Source organism: Acetobacterium tundrae, from assembly GCF_008086615.1.
Taxonomy (GTDB): Bacteria; Bacillota; Clostridia; order Eubacteriales; family Eubacteriaceae; genus Acetobacterium; species Acetobacterium tundrae.
The window spans coordinates 12,197-32,056 of sequence record NZ_RXYB01000010.1 but is presented as its reverse complement, the minus strand read 5'-3'; the positions used below and the strand labels follow the sequence as shown (position 1 = coordinate 32,056).

9 protein-coding genes, 1 other RNA gene and 2 pseudogenes are annotated in these 19,860 nt (G+C 38.9%); 10 read left to right on the top strand and 2 right to left on the bottom strand.

Annotated elements, in window-relative coordinates; translation table 11 throughout:
• The first annotated feature begins 38 nt into the window (after positions 1 to 38).
• Positions 39 to 789 (top strand): annotated as a pseudogene (locus FZC40_RS09365) (DNA adenine methylase).
• Between the two features lie 275 nt (positions 790 to 1,064).
• Here the strand turns inward: FZC40_RS09365 and FZC40_RS09360 are convergent.
• The gene (locus tag FZC40_RS09360) at positions 1,065 to 2,180 is read right to left on the bottom strand and encodes a hypothetical protein (RefSeq protein ID WP_148603632.1); all 1,116 of its coding nucleotides are present in this window, start codon (positions 2,178 to 2,180) and stop codon (positions 1,065 to 1,067) included.
• 1,000 nt (positions 2,181 to 3,180) lie between these two features.
• Between FZC40_RS09360 and FZC40_RS09355 the strand changes: the two genes are divergently transcribed.
• The 9 genes from FZC40_RS09355 (at position 3,181) to FZC40_RS09315 (ending at position 17,847) form a co-directional block, all read left to right on the top strand.
• Positions 3,181 to 3,372 (top strand): hypothetical protein, encoded by a 192-nt coding sequence (locus FZC40_RS09355; RefSeq protein WP_148603630.1) that lies wholly within the window; start codon positions 3,181 to 3,183, stop codon positions 3,370 to 3,372.
• A gap of 179 nt (positions 3,373 to 3,551) precedes the next feature.
• Positions 3,552 to 3,773, top strand: a complete 222-nt coding sequence (locus FZC40_RS09350) for a hypothetical protein (protein ID WP_148603627.1) — start codon at positions 3,552 to 3,554, stop codon at positions 3,771 to 3,773.
• Positions 3,774 to 3,936: 163 nt separating this feature from the next.
• Complete coding sequence (locus FZC40_RS09345) at positions 3,937 to 5,940, top strand: leucine-rich repeat protein (RefSeq protein ID WP_148603625.1); 2,004 nt, start codon at positions 3,937 to 3,939, stop codon at positions 5,938 to 5,940.
• A gap of 191 nt (positions 5,941 to 6,131) precedes the next feature.
• Entirely contained in the window at positions 6,132 to 7,550 is a 1,419-nt protein-coding gene (miaB, locus tag FZC40_RS09340; protein WP_148603623.1) for a tRNA (N6-isopentenyl adenosine(37)-C2)-methylthiotransferase MiaB, read from the top strand.
• A complete protein-coding gene (mutS, locus tag FZC40_RS09335; RefSeq protein ID WP_148603621.1) occupies positions 7,504 to 10,149 on the top strand; it encodes a DNA mismatch repair protein MutS in 2,646 nt (881 codons plus the stop codon). Before miaB ends, mutS begins: the two co-directional genes overlap by 47 nt.
• 16 nt (positions 10,150 to 10,165) lie before the next feature.
• Positions 10,166 to 12,418: a ribonuclease R gene (rnr, locus tag FZC40_RS09330; RefSeq protein WP_148603619.1), complete on the top strand. Its 2,253-nt coding sequence runs from the start codon at positions 10,166 to 10,168 to the stop codon at positions 12,416 to 12,418.
• Between the two features lie 53 nt (positions 12,419 to 12,471).
• The gene (smpB, locus tag FZC40_RS09325) at positions 12,472 to 12,930 is read left to right on the top strand and encodes an SsrA-binding protein SmpB (RefSeq protein WP_148566981.1); all 459 of its coding nucleotides are present in this window, start codon (positions 12,472 to 12,474) and stop codon (positions 12,928 to 12,930) included.
• Between the two features lie 10 nt (positions 12,931 to 12,940).
• Positions 12,941 to 13,338, top strand: a transfer-messenger RNA (tmRNA) gene (gene ssrA / locus FZC40_RS09320).
• Between the two features lie 648 nt (positions 13,339 to 13,986).
• On the top strand, positions 13,987 to 17,847 hold the full coding sequence (locus tag FZC40_RS09315) for a hypothetical protein (protein WP_186843818.1): 3,861 nt from the start codon (positions 13,987 to 13,989) through the stop codon (positions 17,845 to 17,847).
• Between the two features lie 275 nt (positions 17,848 to 18,122).
• Here FZC40_RS09315 and FZC40_RS09310 read toward each other — a convergent pair.
• Positions 18,123 to 19,275: pseudogene (locus FZC40_RS09310) on the bottom strand (IS3 family transposase).
• Between the last annotated feature and the right edge of the window lie 585 nt (positions 19,276 to 19,860).

Genomic DNA, 19,860 nt, shown 5'->3' with positions numbered 1-19,860 from the left:
CCTTCGGGTGGCCACATTTTATATTACAAGGAGGACAAATGAATAGTTTTATACCATGGATAGGCGGGAAACGCCTATTAAGAAAAACAATAATAGAAATGTTTCCAAAAGACTTTGATCGATACATTGAGGTCTTTGGAGGTGCCGGATGGGTGCTTTTTGCAAAAGACAAGCATGCCGATCTGGAGATTTATAATGATTATGATGGTCAACTGGTGAACTTATTCCGATGTGTAAAGTATCACCCGGATGAAGTAAAAAAAGAAATATCAGGAGTTCTGAATTCCCGGGAGTTTTTCGACGATTTCAAATCTCAACTTGATATGCGTGGGTTAACCGACATCCAACGTGCTGGGCGGTATTTCATGATCATCAAAACATCATATGGAGCCGACAGAAAGACCTACGGAGGAACAGAACCTCAATAAAAGTACAGACTATCTGAGCGAGATCAGCGATCGGCTGAATGGCGTGGTGATTGAAAACAGAGATTTTGAGCGGATCATTAAGGTTCACGACAGACCGAATGCCTTGTTTTATTTAGATCCACCCTATCATGGGACAGAGAAGTATTATCAGACCGGCTTTGGTGATGCAGATCATGAAAGATTGAGAGATTGCTTGAAAGAAATCAAAGGAAAGTTTATACTGAGTTATAACAATGATGATTTTGTCTGGGAATTGTACCAGGAATTCAACCTGATTGAAGTCAGCCGGAGAAATTCTCTCCTTGAGCGGTATGATGGAAAAGATAAAGAATACAAAGAACTAATAATCACAAATTACTAAAAATATTACCTTGTATGAAAGAGCCATAGGTGTGGTGGCTTTTTGATATGCGGTGGTAAGTACTATTATCGATCGCTATTCAAAAGTACCAAATTCACAAGAGAATTAAAACTGGATACAAAAAAACATATGTTTCCTTTTAGACGTTCATATTCAATATTTCAAGTTGGTGAAGTCTAGATCTAGTTTAGCTTCCGAAAAGAAAATAAGCTTTGGTTGGACACCAAAGCTCTAAAGTATCTCCACTTTTAGAGAAAAAAGTGATAATAAGCATCTTATATGGGTTTTCTGATTTTACCTCCATAAAATAAAAAATTAGAAATTGAATTGCCTAGTTTCGCTAATTCTTTATCTTCTTCAGTTGAAGTAATTTTGTTTATGGTTGGAAGAATTCTATTTATAGTTTCTTCAATTAAAAATGCCACAGGAAATTGTTGCCCAAAATTAGATAATAAAAGGCTGACACTTAAAATATAAAGAAGCTCGCGGGAAATTGTTTGTATTTTCATATAATTATTGTTTCTTCGGTTATCTAGATAACCATTAATCATATCAGAAATATAATCATCAGGAGAAACGTCTGAAGAAAACAAATTAGACATTTCGTGTTTTATATCTATTAAATCTCTTTTTTCTAAACTTTTTCTATAAGTTTCATAATTCTTAATTGTTCCTAAACCTTGCATATATTCGCACATTTCAACAAATTTTTTTGGATCAAAATTATCATACACTTCTTTTGAGTTATCAATTGATACACGTGATAATTCGTTAAAAATAGGAATCTGATCATTCCAAAAAGCCATAGTATCTGATCCAGTCTCATTTATTGAAGTAAAGTTATTTTTAGAATCTCTTAAAAGTTGACGAATTTTATTACGTTCAATTTTTTCTGCACTAAAACCTGCTTCAATTCCCTTTTTTTCTTCTCGATCAATTTTTTCTTTTATACCAATAGGCAAGTTGACCGAATTTATAATTTTTTTAGCTTTTCCAACAATTATTTTGTCTTCTTCATTGTTACTCTCAAGAGTTTGGTCGGCGTAATTATAACCAATTTCATCACCGAAAACCAATATCTTTGAATCTCCTCCGCTTTTACCCCAAATGCTTCGTACCTCTTTGTAGAAATTTGTATATTTTTCTTTTTCAAAAGGGGTATCATTTTTAAGACTTTTATCAAAGGCTGTTTCTCGAAGGGCAATTTGAATCATACCATCTTCAACTAATTCTAAAATATGTTCTGATTTGAGTATAGTCTTTTTGTCATTTTCATTTATAAAAGTTGTCATAGGACTCCATAAAACAATCTTATCTGTAAGATAAGTCAAGCATGGTAAAGATACAAAACCCGCTTCATTAAATTCATTAATTGGATAAAAAACTTTCATAACAAATCACCTCATAATATACTGGAAATTTAAAAACCAATAATAAATTATTACCATAAAAAAGCGTTTCAGTCAAGTGAAAAATACAATTTTGCAGATCGATTTCCATTTTGGATATTTAAAAAAATATGTTATAGACATACATGATATGAAGTGCTATATAAAGATGAACCAAGAATAATAGAAGTAAATCCTGAAGATATTTATTTAAGTTAGAATTTCCCTGACTTTTCTAACTTCACATAAAATTTGTCCCTTGTTTTTGAAAAATGAGAAAGGAGAAAAGTGAAACTAAGTTAAAACCGCATAATAAAGGCACTTGTGAATACTCCAAAATTACTATAAACAAAATTTGATATTTCAGTAGGTCAAAGGTTCGATACCAACGAAGTGTAACATTGATAATTCATAGAAAAGTGGCGATAAAATGGCGCGATAACTTCAAGATGTAGTTACACTGACATTCTTACCTGACTCTTAATCATGGTGCCCAGGGAATTTACAATTGGTTTTAAATCATATGCAGATATTGACGTTTATAAGACAATAATATAATGATCTTGACCGAAAATTCGTCAAGTAAATTTCACCGCCACCTTCGGGTGGCTCTTTTTTTTATTTATTTGAATAAATAGGTTGGCATATTATACTACATGTAGTATAATAAAAACATAGAAAGGAGGTGAGAAAATGTGAGGGTAAAGAAAAAGACCTACAAACTCTTCAAGGAGATACTTGAAGTTGCAACTATGATAATCAGCATCATCGTGGCAATAAAAAGTTTGATAGGTCACTAAGTGTGAGGGGTGAAAGCCCCTCTTTAATCTTATAATATTATACCTCACATTCTGCAAAATGAAAAGAACTTTAAATATGGCAATCGTAGTTGTTTTCTTAATCAATCTATTACTGCTTGTAAAAAATGGATTCGATTGGTTAACTTTGTTAGCCGTCGTATTAGCAGGAATTTGCATAATTCTGTCATTGATGGAGGAAAAATATGGAAGAAAAAAGTAAACAGACTCTCGCAAATCAAAAGTGGGAAGAAAAGAACAAAGAAAAGTCTAGGTATTTGAAAAAAAGAAGTTCTGCAAGAAGCTTTATTCGAAACGATGCGACACTGGAAGATATCGCAGAGCTGAAAGAGTTACTTGAGGTGAGAGAAAATAGTCTGATTCATAGCCGCTCCTGATGGGGTGGCTTTTTTTATTTCTTGAGAAACGTGTGGCACACAGGTTGCCACACGTTGACAGAAATGAAATCGTTTGTTATTATTGATCCAAAGACGTCTTTAATTAAAATAATCTTTATATTGAGCATTTTAAAGTTTACAAAAACAACAATATTATATACTTTGAAAGGAGAAAAAATATGATGTTTGAAGCTGTTACGACGCAATCATTTGAAAGACTTAGCTTTGGATCTGATCCAAGAGGTCAAATTACTAGTTCTAGAGTAAAAGTGCCTGCTGGATCGGTAGTTAAAGTTTATCAATTTGTGCCTAGTACTAACGGAGACCCAAATGCAGTTATTTACTGGGAGGGGATCCCGCATTTTATTACGACTAGTCAATCCTTTTTAAAACCTTTGTAAAAAATCGATCGGCCACCTTCGGGTGGCTCTATTTTTATTGGTGTTTTTGTTTCATAAAAATTGCAGATATCTACAATTACTTGAAGTGAACACTGAATTCGGTTACTATAATATTAAATAAAATCTATCTGTGAGAAGATGGAGAGATGAAAGGGAGAAACTTGTGAACATTTTAAAAATGAGTAAGCCAAATTTGCTGTTGGTTGGTTTGATGATGATTGCGATTTTTTTATGTTTCTACAGTCCAGTAAATGCGGCGCAGGAGGGGGATTATACGTATACTGTTACAAACGGGGAGTCGCAAATTACGAAATATACTGGTGGTGGTGGATCGGTGACCGTGCCTAGCACGTTAGGTGGAGCTCCAGTTACAACTATCGGAATTCAAGCTTTTTGGCGTTGCACATCAATTAATAGTGTAGCTATACCTCAAAGTGTGAATAGGATCTGTGATGGAGCTTTTTTGGAGTGTACTTCTTTAACAAGTGTCAACTTACCTGAGGGGCTAACATTTATTGACAATGAAACCTTTTATGGATGTGGCAGCTTAAAAAGTATAATTATACCACAAAGCGTTAAAAGCATTGGAATCAACGCTTTTTATTGTTGTTATCAATTAGCTGGTGATCTTGTTGTGCCAAAAGGAGTCACCGATATCGGAGACTTAGCTTTTTATAGTTGCACAAATTTGAAAAATGCAAGCATACCTGATACCGTTAAAACAATCGGCGCTCAAGCTTTTTGGGGTTGTTCTGGCTTAACAAATATAACTGTACCTCAAAGTGTTACTATTGTAGGATGGGGCTGCTTTGGTAGTAATTCTAATCTATCAATTTTAAAATTTTGCTCAGCGACGACTGTAATTAGTATTGATCCCCTTGGTTTTAGAGAAACAATACCAACAAGCACAAAAATTATTGGTTATAGTACTTCAACAGCTAAAGATTATGCGATAAAATATGGGCAAGCATTTGAAGCGATCGATAGTGCTCCATTACCTGGTGCTATGACAGTATCGGTTAAACCTACAACTTACTCAAATGAGGATGTTGTAATAAATTGGGCAACAGCTACAAATGCAACACAATATTCTATCAAAGTCATTAACGCGATTTGCCAACCTGGAGTGCCCGATCAGGTGTATAACTATACAGTTACAGGTAACTCAGTAAATATCGGAAAATTGCCAGTTGGCAGTTATTTTGTTCAAATGACACCATACAATTCAGCTGGAGCAGGCCCAGCGAGCAGTTCTGTTTATTTTTCAGTCAACATACTGCCAATACCAGGGTCAACAACGGTCACTGCAACAAAACCATTGTTTAGCACTAATGAAAATGTGGTATTAAATTGGACGGCTGCGACAAATGCTTCTCAGTATCAGGTTATAGTATGGCCGTATAGTGAATTGATATTAGGCACTCGTGTTTATGATAGTATCACAACAGATAATTTTAAAGATATCGGTAAATTACCCGATGGAAATTATTTAGTTGGAGTTATACCAAGTAATTCTTCGGGGGCGGGGCCAACGGGTTATATTTCACTGTCGGTAAATACAAAAGTGGAAAATTTAAGTAGTCCCGTGTTGCCAGTTGATAAAAACTTAGGCTCTTGGTATGGATTAACTTATCAAAATCATGAAAAGATAACACACGAGAACGGCAGTATATCATATGATAAATGCCAATATTATGCAATAGATATTAATCGTTCAAATAGTGATTCATGGGATGCAGACAAAGGTCAGGAAATTAGGGCGATCGACAGTGGGACATTGACTACTGCAGAGAGTGGATTGGTACAAATTAGTCATGATAAACCACTTGTTTTAAAAAATGGCGTCATTATTAAAACATGGAATTCTTTGTATGGACATTTGCAACTAAAATCCGGCATAACAAAAGGCATGTATGTTAACAAGGGTGATGTCATTGGTTATATTTCAAATATCAATGTTCCTGATGGCAATAATCATCTTCACTTTAGTATATTTAAAAAGTATAGCACGGATATTAACGATGCTATTTCTCCATTTTGGTTGTCAGGCGATTATGATACAAATGGGATATCAGGCTCATTTATATATGCAGATGATCCATCAGGAACACGTTTACCTGCTGGTCTTTATGAGGACCGAATCTTCAGAGCTGTTCCAACAAGTTGATGGTAGATTGATTTTGATATCACGGGGCCGTATTAATAATATGGTCCTATTTTTGTGAAAAGAAAAAGCCGGGGCGAGCCCCGAACCTTAATTCATAACACACGTTTCAATATTAACATTCACATTTGATTTATTTAGTATATAATAGTAGATAGAAATTTTATTAGTCAATTAGGAGAATTTGAATAGATATGAGCAAAAATAAATCAGTGCAAAGAACGATCACAAATTCGTCACGCACCTTTAAAATAGTTACTTTCGGATGCGCGATGAATGAGAATGACTCAGAAAAGCTGTCGGGGATGTTAAAAGCTCTTGGGTATGTTGAAGAAAATGACATAAATAAAGTGGGATTGGTCATTTTTAATACTTGCAGTATCCGAGAAAATGCGGATGATCGGGTATTTGGAAATATTGGTGCGATTAAAACCGTCAAAAAAACGAATCCCGACTTAATCCTAGCAGTGTGTGGCTGTATGATGCAGCAGCCTGAAATTGTAAAAAAAATAGTCCGAACCTATCCTCAGGTCGATTTGGTTTTTGGCACTCACAATATTCACCAGTTTCCAGAACTACTCAACAATTTTTTGGTTAATGGTCAACGGATGATTGAGGTTTGGGAAGATTCAGATGCTATTGTTGAAGATCTTCCAACGGATCGTCGCTATCCATTTAAAGCATTTGTAACGATTATGAACGGGTGCAATAATTTCTGCACCTACTGCATTGTACCCTATACAAGAGGGCGAGAGGTCAGCCGACAGCCGGGTAAAATATTTGACGAGGTTCAGGCCTTAGTCGCTGATGGCTGTGTGGAAGTGACGCTTTTAGGTCAGAATGTCAATTCCTATGGAAATGACCTGGAAAAGGATGTCAACTTTGCCAATCTGTTGAGAAAACTGAATACCATTGAAAATCTCAAACGCATAAGGTTTATGACTTCCCATCCCAAAGATCTGACGGATGCGGTAATTGACGCCATCGCCGACTGTGATAAAGTATGCAATTATATTCATCTACCGATTCAGTCTGGAAGCACTCAGATATTAAAGGCGATGAACCGAAAATATACCCAGGAAGATATTATCAATCGGGTCCAGAAAATGAAAGATCGGATTCCCGATGTGGCTATTACAACCGATATTATTGTGGGCTTTCCCGGCGAGACGGAAGAAGATTTCCAGGAAACTTTAAAGGTCATTAAGACCTGCAAATTTGATTCAGCCTTTACCTTTTTGTATTCCATTCGCACTGGTACGCCGGCAGCAACCATGGAAAATCAGATCCCCGAAGAAATCAAGCATGACCGCATCAATCGCTGCCTGGAAGTGCTGCATCAGATCGGCCATGATATCAATCAGAACTATCAGGATAGGGTAGTGGAAGTATTGGTAGAAGAGACCAGCAGGAATAATCCGGATCGTATGACCGGACGAACCAGGACCGGCAAACTGGTTATTTTCGAAGGTGATTTATCGGACATTGGAAAGCAAGTCATGATAAAGATTACGGATGCAAAAACCTTTAGTCTGGATGGCAAAAAAACAGAACAGGAGGAGACCGATGGCAGAATTAACCCCCATGATGATCCAGTACCTGAAAATTCATGAAGAGGTCCCCGATGCACTCCTTTTCTTTCGACTGGGAGATTTCTATGAAATGTTTTTTGACGATGCACTGAAAGCTTCTCGAGAATTGGAAATTGCATTAACTGGCCGGGATTGTGGCTTGGATGAACGCGCGCCAATGTGTGGAGTCCCTTATCACGCCGCTCAAACCTACATTACCCGGTTGGTCGAAAAAGGCTATAAAGTAGCTATTTGCGAACAAATGGAAGATCCCAAAGAAGCAAAGGGAATCGTTAAACGGGAAATCATACGCGTAATTTCGCCGGGAACGATTTCTGAAGGAAAGCTCCTGGAATCAAAAAAGAACAATTATCTCATGACCCTTTATTTGGACAACAATTGTTTAGGCGTTGCCAGTCTTGATGTATCAACCGGTGATTTTTTTGTAACAGAAATGAAGGGGAAAAACAAAGAGCAGTGGATGGCGCAATTATCCGACGAACTTGGTCGACTCCTGCCGGCAGAAGTAATTTTAAACCCGGAGCTGTTTAAAGACCCCCAGGCATTGGGACTTATTGAAAACAATTTTGGCATTCTTGCCAGTCTTTATCCGGAGAAATACTTTAACATCAGAAATGGCGGCAAGCGGATTATTGAACAGTTTGATGTGTTTGCATTAGGTGCTTTAGATCTTGAAAGACGAGATCATGCTGTTGCAGCAGCCGGAGCGTTGCTTGGTTATCTTGACGCAACCCAAAAACGCGCTTTAACGCATATTAAAACCATCCGATATTACAACAGTAAAGATTACATGGTCCTTGATTTGTCAACTCGGCGCAATCTTGAGCTGACACAAACCCTGCGAACCCTTGAAAAACGAGGAAGCCTGCTGGGCGTTTTGGATAAAACCGTTACCGCTATGGGCGGACGAACTCTGCGGCGCTGGGTAGAAGCGCCCCTTCTTAAAACCGAAGGCATTTTCGAAAGACAGGGCTGTGTGGATGCTTTTTACCATAATGCTCCCCGTTTGCCGGAATTCAAAACCATACTGACCAAAGTCTATGATCTGGAGCGTCTTTGCGGAAAGCTTTCTTTCGGAAGCATTAATCCCAAAGATTTGTTGGCACTTAAACAGTCTCTGGGTGCGTTGCCTCTAATTAAAGACTTTATTGATACCATTGATTCAGAAAAGCTGCAGCAGCTTTTTGATAAAGAAGATATTTTAGAAGATATCTGGGACTATATTGATAAGGCCATTGATGATGATGCACCGATGGTGTTAAAAGACGGACATGTGATTAAAACTGGCTTTCATCAGGAAATCGACGAATTTCGGGAAGCCACTGATAAAGGTCAGGACTGGATCAGAGATTTGGAATGCCGTGAAAAAGAAAATACCGGAATAAAAAATCTAAAAGTGAAATATAATCGGATTTTTGGGTATTTTATTGAAATAACCAAAAGCAATCTGTCTCAAGTCCCAGAGGAATATATCAGAAAACAGACGCTTTCAAATGCTGAACGTTATTTTACACCAGAACTGAAGGATATGGAAAATAAAATTCTTGGTGCTCAAGAAGGACTGCTCAGATGCGAGACCGAGATATTTCAAAAAATCAGAGAGCAGCTGCTAAAGGAAATTCCTCGAATTCAGAAAAAAGCCCGGGAAGTCGCTGAATTGGATGCAATCTACTCCTTAGCAACCGTTGCCCAGCAAAATCATTATGTCTGTCCTAAAATCGTTGATGAAAAGACGATTTTCATTGAAAACGGTCGGCATCCAGTGGTTGAAGAAATGATTGGGTCGGATCATTTCATTGGAAATGACTGCACCCTCAATAATGATGACCAGCGCATGCTCATCATCACCGGTCCGAATATGGCGGGAAAGTCCACCTTTATTCGCCAGGTGGCGATCATTACCTTAATGGCACAAATTGGGTCTTTTGTTCCGGCCGATGCCGCAACCATCGGGGTGGTCGACCGTATCTTCACCCGGGTGGGCGCCAGTGATGACCTGGCTAGCGGGCAAAGCACCTTTATGGTGGAAATGACTGAAGTGGCCAATATATTAAAAAATGCGACCGATAAAAGTCTGGTGATTTTAGATGAAATCGGTCGTGGAACCTCAACTTTTGATGGCATCAGCATTGCCTGGGCGGTGGTTGAATTTTTACACAACGAAGACAATATCGGCGCGAAGACGTTATTTGCAACTCATTATCACGAATTAACCGAACTGGAATCCTTAAAACCGGGAATCAAAAATTTCAGTATTCGTCTTAAAGAAACACCGGATGGCGTCATCTTTCTAAGAAAAATCATATCCGGTCCGGCCGATCAGAGTTATGGGATTGAGGTTGCTAAACTGGCGGGTTTTCCAACAAGAGTGACGCAACGAGCCCAGGAAATTCTGGGACATCTTGAATCAGGAGAAAATACTTATCGACAGGAATTGTTAGTGACAGAACCACCCATGTTAAGCGGCGGAAAGGGCAGCCAGCTGAATTTCTTCGATGTGACTAAAAGCATGACGGATGATGAAGAAGCAGCATTAAGTACCCTGCGAGATTTGAAAATGGATGAAATGAGTCCCATCGAAGTCATGAATGTGATTTATCAATTACGGGAAAAAATATAAGGTGATAGGAAAAAAAATGAAAACCAAAGAATTAAAACGAATCGTGAAACGATTGATGCAGGATAAAAAATATCAGCAAATGACATTTGATGAATTATCAACGGTGATTGGTCTCAATAAAAAGAAAGAACGCCAAATGCTTACTCACGTCTTAAAAGAGACGGGAGTCAAAAGCAAGAATGAACAGGACCGAAACTGGTTTGGAAAAGAAAAAAGCTTTGGCGATAAAAAAGAAGTCAAAAAAGACAGCGGTTGGGGCGATAAAAAAGAAGTTGCAAAAGACAAAGGTTGGAGCGATAAAAAAGGCCGTGGCAGGAGCGACGAAAATGAAGACGACGATTCCCAAAAAGTTGTTGGTATTCTAAGAGGCAATCAGCGGGGTTTCGGTTTTGTCATTCCAGATTACAGCATTTTTTCAGAAGATATTTATATCCATGAAAAAAATCTTTTTGGCGCGCTGGATATGGATAAGGTCTGCGTGAAAATTATCTCTGAACCCGGAGAAAAAAGACCAGAAGGAAAAGTCGTTGAGATCATCGAGAGGGGTCATAAAAAAATTATCGGCCGCTACGAAAAAGGAAAAGGCTTTGGTTTTGTCATCCCCGATAATGATCGTATCTGCAAAGATATCTTCATTCCCGAAAGACGGGGGAAAAAGGCGAGAACCGGAGATAAGGTGGTAACCGAAATTCTTATCTGGTCTGACAATGGCAAAAGCCCGGAAGGAGAAATTGTAGAAATCCTGGGAAATAAAGATGAACCCGGGATTGATATCCTTTCAGTATTAATGGAATACGATATTCCCATGGACTTTCCCCATGAAGTTGAAAGACAATCCAATCTGTTGTCTGACGAAATTAATGACACTGAACTTGCCAAGCGCGAAGATCTCAGAAAAGAAGTCATCTTCACCATTGATGGCGACGATGCCAAAGATTTTGATGACGCGGTGTCCATCAGTAAAAATGAAAATGGGCATTTCATATTAGGCGTGCATATAGCCGATGTCAGTCATTACGTTCGATTCGGGGATGCGATTGATGTATCGGCTATGGAGCGCGGTACCAGCGTGTATGTAGTGGATCGCGTCGTTCCGATGCTGCCGTTTAAACTTTCAAATGATGTCTGCAGCCTTGTTCCCAAAAAAGATCGGCTGACCTTTACTTGCAAAATGGAAATTGATGAAAATGGACAGGTTTTAGATTACGATATCTTTAAATCAGTCATATGCTCAAAATCCCGGATGACCTACCGTCAGGTAGCAGCTCTTTTGGATGAAGAGAATGAAGAGCCAAACATACAGGAACCGTTTAAAGACGAGCTTGTCATGATGAACGAATTACATGAGATTCTGCGGGTGAAACGTCGTATCAGTCGAGGCGCTATTAATTTTGATTTTCCTGAAGCGAAGATCACGCTGGATAAAAATGGCTTCCCAGAAAAAATTACAGTCGATGAACGGCTGGTATCTCATCGAATCATTGAAGAATTCATGCTAGTTTGCAACGAAACCATTGCCGAGCATGTTTCGAAAATTGAGGTTCCCTTTATTTTTAGGAATCATCCCAATCCCGTACCTGAGAAAATAACGGCTTTTAGAACATTTGTCAACCGGTATGGTTTCAAACTTGGAGTAAATGATGAAGAAATGCCGACCGGAAAAGATTTTCAAAAATTGGTGGAAGATATAAAAGGTAAAAATGAAGAGCATGTCATCACGTTGCTAATGCTTCGCACCATGCAGCAGGCCGTCTATGAAGGTCACAATCTCGGACATTATGCCTTAGGTGCAGAGTTTTACACCCATTTCACGTCACCGATCAGACGTTATCCGGATCTTTTTGTTCATCGATACCTGGCAAAATCTTTGCTTGGAAAAATAAACCCAAAATCAGTGGACTATATAGAAAAAAACATCGAAAATATAGCCGGGCATGCCTCAGAAACCGAACGACGTGCAGAAACCATTGAAAGAGAAATAACCAAGCTTAAGATGACGGAATACATGACTAGGCACATTGGCGAAATATTTGAAGGCCGGATCAGTGGAGTGACTTCTTTTGGTATGTTTGTAGAACTTCAAAATACCATCGAAGGTTTGGTAAAACTTCAGGATATGAAGGATGACTATTATAATTATGATCCTGAAATGCACCATCACATTGGAGAACATTCAGGTAAAATCTATCGTTTAGGACAGGATATCAAAGTGATGGTTGCAAAAGCTGATATTAATTTAAAGCAAATTGATTTTGAAATAGTTGATTAATTAATATCATTGTGCTATAATAATACACTAGCTAAGAAACAGAGGAGTTACGCATGGGCGAAAGCATAAAGATTATTGCAAAAAACAGAAAAGCACGTCATGATTTTCTCATTGAAGATACTTATGAGGTGGGCATGGTTCTTTCCGGTACAGAAGTTAAATCAATTCGGCAGGGAAAAGTCAGCTTAAAGGAAAGTTTTGCGGATATCTATAATGGTGAAGTTTATGTGTATCAAATGCACATCGATCCTTATGAACAGGGAAACATCTATAATAAAGATCCGTTGCGTACTCGAAAACTCTTGATGCATAAACAACAGATTCGAAAATTAATCGGATTAAAGCAACGAGAAGGATACACTCTGGTACCACTCACACTCTATTTTAAAGATAATCATGTTAAGATGGAACTGGCTTTGGCAAAAGGTAAGAAGCTTTATGATAAGCGTCATGCCATTGCTGACCGAGATTCTCAACGAAGAATTCAAAAAAGTATGAGACATGAGGATTAGCTAATTATTTGGGGGCGCACTGGTTTCGACGGGGGTTTTGAAGCTTGAGTAGCGAGTCGATGTTGCTGATCATCGTAAAAAGCGGCGCATAAATATAAACGCAAAAACAGAAAAAAGTTACGGAATGGCTTTAGCTGCATAATAACGCACTAAAGTTGTTTTAAGACTTTCGCGGCAAAATTATTGCCGCACGCCTCCCGGTTCAACCTGTGGTTCAGGGTTCGGCGTTCATTGAAGCAGGGAACCGTTTTAGGTTGTGTCTCGGGCCTTTAACGCATAAGAGACTGGTTTCTTTTTTCCTTTGTCATTGGAGAAGAAGAGGAATAAGAAAATAATCAATGACTGCACTCGGAGAATCTCCTGTGAATGGACTTTCGGACGTGGGTTCGACTCCCACCGCCTCCACCAAAAATGAATATAATGCAACGAAAAAGCGATTAAATAGAAATATTTGATCGCTTTTTTATTTAAAATGAATTATAAAAGCAAATTATTGGTAATAAAATTGAACTAAATTGCGTAAATCCGTGTGGGGGGGTCGGAACGGCTTTAGTGTTTGACTCTCCTTTTTCAAATAGTTTTATTTGTTGTGTAATTAATTGTATACAGGGGGCTAGTCAATGTTTTTATTAAATCTAGGGAATTTTAAGGGCAGATAATGAGATTTGAAGCAGTAATAAGATGTACCCGATATTTCTTTAATTAGCTGTAAATACTTACTGTGTATTATGATCATTTAATAAAATTACATAAATATACCTACAGTAGTCAAATACTATTTTCGATTAATTCATTTAAATATTTACATTATTTAATAATTATTGTAAGATATTCACATATGTATTAAATACGTTTATTATTTTATATCACGTATTTAATCTAAACGTAACCAGTCTAATGACATCAATGACAATCTACCATCTTCTAACATCTAAAGTACTATTTAGAAAGGTTGTAGCCTATTTTCTCGAGGGCTTTTTTTATTTCCTAATTAATGCTTCAAATAAATATATTGATCCTAATGAGAATAATCAAAAAATGAGAGGAAACGAATACATGGCAAGAATTAAAGGTAAAAAAGTTGCGGTAAGTCTACTGTTTGCAATCATAATGGTTTTAATCCTTTTTTCTACAGGAGTTTTTGCTGCTAACGTAGAAGTAAGTGGTGAAGCAGCGGTTGGCAATATTATTGTATCGGATGCGACACCATCAACAGCGGAAATTGGCGTTGAATATCGAGGACATGTTCAGGACTATGGTGATTATCCCACCGACGGAACATGGATTCAGGGTGATAATATATTGGGAACAACCGGCGAAAGTAAGCGAATTGAAGGGGTCAATATTAAACTGACAGCCGGCTCAGCGATTCCTGCAGGAGCTAGCATTCGTTACAATGTTCATATCGAGAATGTAGGTTGGCAGAATGATCCAACCAATTTAACAGATACATCCAATTGGAAAGCAAATGGTGATTTTGCCGGTTCCAGGGGAAAATGCCAACGTATTGAAGCAATCCAGATTGTATTGGTAGGGGCCGATGGTCAAATATTACCCGGTTATTCCGTGCAATACCTAGTTCATGGCGAAAACTACGGTTGGACGCAAGGTTGGAAAGCTGATGGTGCGATTGCCGGAACAACCGGTCAGAGCTTACGTCTGGAAGTGATCCAGATAAAAGTTGTTAAAAATGCCGTAACTGCTTACGACAATGCTGGAACCTATGGTTCGGAGGCGACGACAACAGTTGTCAATAATGACGTAATAGTTAATGTAAATGATGTTGTTCTTCAGAACCTCCATATAAAGGGAGATCTGATCGTCAATAATGAAGCGGTAACCGGAACAGCTGCTTCAACCGAAAATCAAATCACGGCTGAAACAAGTGCTGGTGGGATTAGCTTAAACAATGTCATTGTGGATGGCACGACTTATGTGCGCAGCGGGGGTGAAAACAGTACGCAGATTATAGGAGGAAATTACAATGATGTGCTCGTAAGAGAAATCGATTCGAGCGGTCTTGTTTTTGATTTAAGCGGTCAAAGAACTCTTACGCCACTTACTTTTATTTCCGGTGGTGCTGTTGTAAATGGGGGCTATGTAAACGTCGAAGTAAGAGCACCGGGACTGAGTATTACTATGACAGGTCGTACTGTCATTGACAATTTCCAAATAGCTGCTGCAGCAACTGGAAGCAGCATCAACCTGGGTGCGGAAACGACGGTTGGTAATATGCTTATTTCCGGAGATAATACAAATATCTCCGGACAGGGAACCATTAATCATGCCGCTGCGGATGCAAATAATATTGTTTATCAAAGAGCACCGATAAACCAAACGGTGGCACCGAATGTTATCGTTCCACCAGTTGTGAAGCCGCCTGAACCACCCAGTGGCGGGGGAGGATCTACGCTGAGCAGCGATGCAGACTTGACAGCAGTATTGGGTCAAGCAATCACCTCGACAGGAATCGGAATATCAGCATCACCAAAAACATCTTCGATAAGTGTGGACAATGCTGTTGGCACATTTTCATTATCTCAAATAGTAACAGCACCCAATGCAACTAAAATGCTGTATACCAATTCTAATTTTATCGATGGCGCAATTACTGGGACAGCTACAACGCCACTGATGGTAGGCGATAATACACTGTTCATTAAAGTGACCGCGCAAAATAGCACATCGGTGCTTTACTATGAGGTAACGATCACAAGAGCATCAAAAATCGCATTTACCAATACTGACGACACGATTACGTTGGCGGCCGGAAATCAAGAAGTGCTTGTTAATGACAACACTTATGTTTTGTTATTAACAACCGGGACCCCAAAAACAGGTGATGTAACAGCGGCCGTAGCGGTGATCGGTTTGCCGGAAGGCTTAACCTATACCGCAACGGGGAATGCCGGCGTCAAGACCATTACCATCACGGTGGGTGGTACCGCAAGTGCAGCGGTGGTTTCGGATGTAACGAATGTAAGCATGACAATCATGGCGGCGGCAGTGTCTGAACCGAGCGGTGTCGAAGCGGCGGATGCCGTATCAACATTTTGTGTAAGAACAGATAAAACACCACCAGCTTTTGAGTCCGGTTATCCGCAGGTAGCGTCGGTGTATGCTAATGGGTCCAGAACAGTGGAAATACTGGCAAATACGAATAGAACGGCATTGTTTTATTATATCGCAGTTGAAGATGGGGCAATGCCGACACCAACCCCGGATCAGGTTATTAATGCCAACTTTTCGGGGATCGTTAGTTCTGGAAATGGCGGAACGTTGGTTGGCAGCAAAACAAAAGATTTTCTGCTGACTCTTCCAGAAGACGGAAAAAATTATGAGGTATATCTTGCTCTCGTCGATATGTCAGGTAATAAATCAGAGATAAAAAAAGTTGATGTAATCACACCGCCAGCAGTTACTGCTTCACCGGTATTGTCAAACGTCACCACAGGACTGATAAATATCGGTGATACGATTGAAGCAACCAGCGATGTGAATGGCAACCTTTATTTGGTTCAATCGACAACCGCACCAAATAAAAATGCGATTGAAAATGCCGCGATAGCTGGCAAAACGATTGCTGCAACAGCTAACACACCAGCGGATTTGGACACTTCTGGTCTTGCTGGCGGAACGTATTATGTATATGCCATTGGTGCCGCTGGTAATGTTTCGGCTCCATCGGCAGCCATTATAATTATAATACCCGAACCAACTACAGTCGTGATTGCGGGAGATGATTCAATTGCGGTTAGTTCGTATGGTGATATAACATCGCCTTTCTCAGCAACCGTATATGATCAGAATAATACTATAATGCCGGCAGAAGCAGTAAGCTGGGCATTAAAAGCGCCGGTAGAGGGTGTTACTGTGGATGCTTCTTCAGGGGACGTCACCATCGCAACCGCAACAGCAGCAGAAGGCTTTACCATTGTGGCAACATCAACCTCGGACTCCACAAAGTCCGCTGAGAAAGATGTCGTTATAACAGTCCCCACAACGCTTGGTATTAGTTTTACTGAAGTAGTTACGACGCAAGGGGTAGGACCAAATGCAGTAAAAGCAACAGGTTCAATATCTTTGAAAGCGCCAACTGCTGATATTGCCGAAAAAAAAGCATCCGCAACAATCACGTATGGAACACCTGAGATTAATGATACCGTCACCGTCGCGGGAATAGTCTTTACCTTCGGTACTGTGGTGGCACAAAATACATTCACAACCCAAAATGAACTGGTAGCAGAGATAAACGCCGCTTTAGGTACAGAGGTGCTTGCAACGAGTGCTTCAGATACAATAGAAATACAGGCAGTAACTGCGGGAACAGCAGGCAATACGATAGCCCTCAATACATCTAATGGAAATTTAGTACTATCATCCTATTGGCTAACAGGTGGAATCGATGGAGCAGATGTTACAACTGTAACCGTAGATGGCACAACGTTTACCTATGGAACAGATTTCAATAATTTGCTAGACTTGTTGGGTAAAATCAATACGCTAACAAATGTGAATGCCGGTTATAATAATGGTGAGATCATGGTAAGAGCAAAAAATCCTGGTGAAGCGGGAAACACGATTGCCCTTTCAAAAGCTGGTGGCGGTACAACAGCTGTGTCAGGAGCTACTTTAACCGGTGGTTTGGATACAGCAACGGAAGTTGCGGATTTAACCATTTTAACAGGTGCGACAGCAGCCGGGAATATCATTGTTGAAGTAAATTCAGTATCATACACTGTAGCAGTAGCAGATGGAGATACGAAAACGGCAGTAGCTGTAAAAATTGCGGCTACGTTAACGAATGCTGGAGTAACTGGTTATGCAATATCAAATACAACGGATGCCAAGGTAACATTTACTTCAACATCAACGCTGCAGCCAATTACTGATATACAAGTGGCGATCCATTCTTGATGCTATATAATCAACAGAATGAGTTTTGGGAAGGCGGTGTCTCAGATAGGCATTGAAATTAAATTGAAGCAAGTGGATTTACTTAACGAAATGTGATGGCAGTGGTGAGTGAAAAAGCTATAAGTAATTGGACAAATACCCTGTTGGTTTTTGGTCTATGAAAAGATGGATAATGTTTTAGAGCTTATGTTATAACTTTTAGGGAGTTTATAATGTACACGCTTGTCAAGACACGAAATCAGAAATTTTTAGATAAATCTCCTTTCGCATTTTGATTAGGCAACTAATGCCATATTCCCATAGAATACAGCGGCCGGTGTTTTGTAATCGAATCGTTGGTGACCGCGCTCATGGTTATATTTAGCGATGTATTCCTTTGTCATGGCTCTCACTTCACTGACGGTTTCCGGGTACAACAAATACAGGCGTTCCCATTTATATGATCGGAAAAACCGTTCAATAGCGATATTGTCCGTAGCCCGGCCTTTGCCGTCCATGCTGATTTTTGTTGTTTTAAAGCTTTTAATCAGATCAATATAGGCATTTGAAGTAAATTGCGCACTCTGATCGCTGTTGATGATTTCAGGGGCACCATATGTTTTTACGGCGTTTTTTACAACACGGGTAACCATGTCGGTTTGCAGTGTGTTGCTGATGGTGTATCTCACAATATAGCGGGAATACCAGTCAATAATAGCTGTTAAATATACAAATCCATTTGGAGTTCCAATATATGTAATGTCAATGGACCACACCTGATTCGGTCGGTTAATTTCCAGATTTCTCAGCAGGTAGGGATAGGTTTTGGCAGCTTTGGCTCGCTTACTCAGATTGGGGCCGGGATAGAAACAGACAATATCCATTTCCATCATATAACGTCTGACAAGACGCCTGCCTACTTGATGAAAGCCCAGTTTATGCAATTCATTACGGATTCGTCTGACACCATAGGATGGTTCCTCAAAATGAATACGATCAATGGCATTTTTGATATTGATTTCATCCTTGGATGGTGCAACATCTACGGGTTCATGATAAGCTGTTGATCGCGATAACTTCAAAAGTTTGCACTGTTTTTTTATGGTTAAGAAAGGGTGTTTCCAATCAATCAGCGCTCTTTTTTCTTCATTTGTGAGATTTGAATTTGTTTTTTTTAAGCCAATCGACGTCCAGTGTTAATTCGCCTATTTTCTTTACGAGCAGCTCCTTTTCATCTTCATGCTCCTGCTTGAGTTTGTCAACATCTTCATTTTTCTTATTGAAGACGGCTGACATATTGGCGATAAATTCGGTTTTCCAGCGGCTTAATAATTGCTGAGATACATCATACTTCTTAGAGATCTCAGCTAACGTATTTTCTTCTCTGAGGATTTCCAGCACGATAGCTGCTTTCTCCTCCGGGGTCCAGGTTCGTCGTTTTCTACTCATGTGTATAGTTTATCTTATTTTCTGGATTTTGTGTCCAACTATTTGTGAACATTATAGTTTTTCAGAGTTGATTTGAGATTAAACATGACGATAATTAGAGATATCAATTGTCACCTTAAACCGGTACGGTCCACCTCCATCAAACATGATTATAATGCAACATAAAAGCGATTAAATTGAAATAATTAGTCGTTTTCTATTTAAAACGAATTATATAAGTAAATTATTGGTAATATAATTGAACTAAATTGCTTAAATCTGTGAGGGGGTTCGGGACGGCTCCAGAGTTAGATTCTCCTTTTTCAAATAGTTTTATTTATTATCCAGTTAATTGTACACTGATCCAGTTAGTCTACCGTTTTTATTAAACGTAGGTAATTCAAAGGGCTGATAAAGAGTTATTAAGCAGTGCTATGATGTACCCGATGTTTCTTTAATTAGCTGCAAATATTTACTGTGTATTATGATCTTTAATAAAATTGCATAAATATGCTTACCATAGTCAAATACAATATTTGTTTAATTTATACATTTACATTATTTAATAATTATTGTAAAATATGCATATAAGTATTAAATACGTTT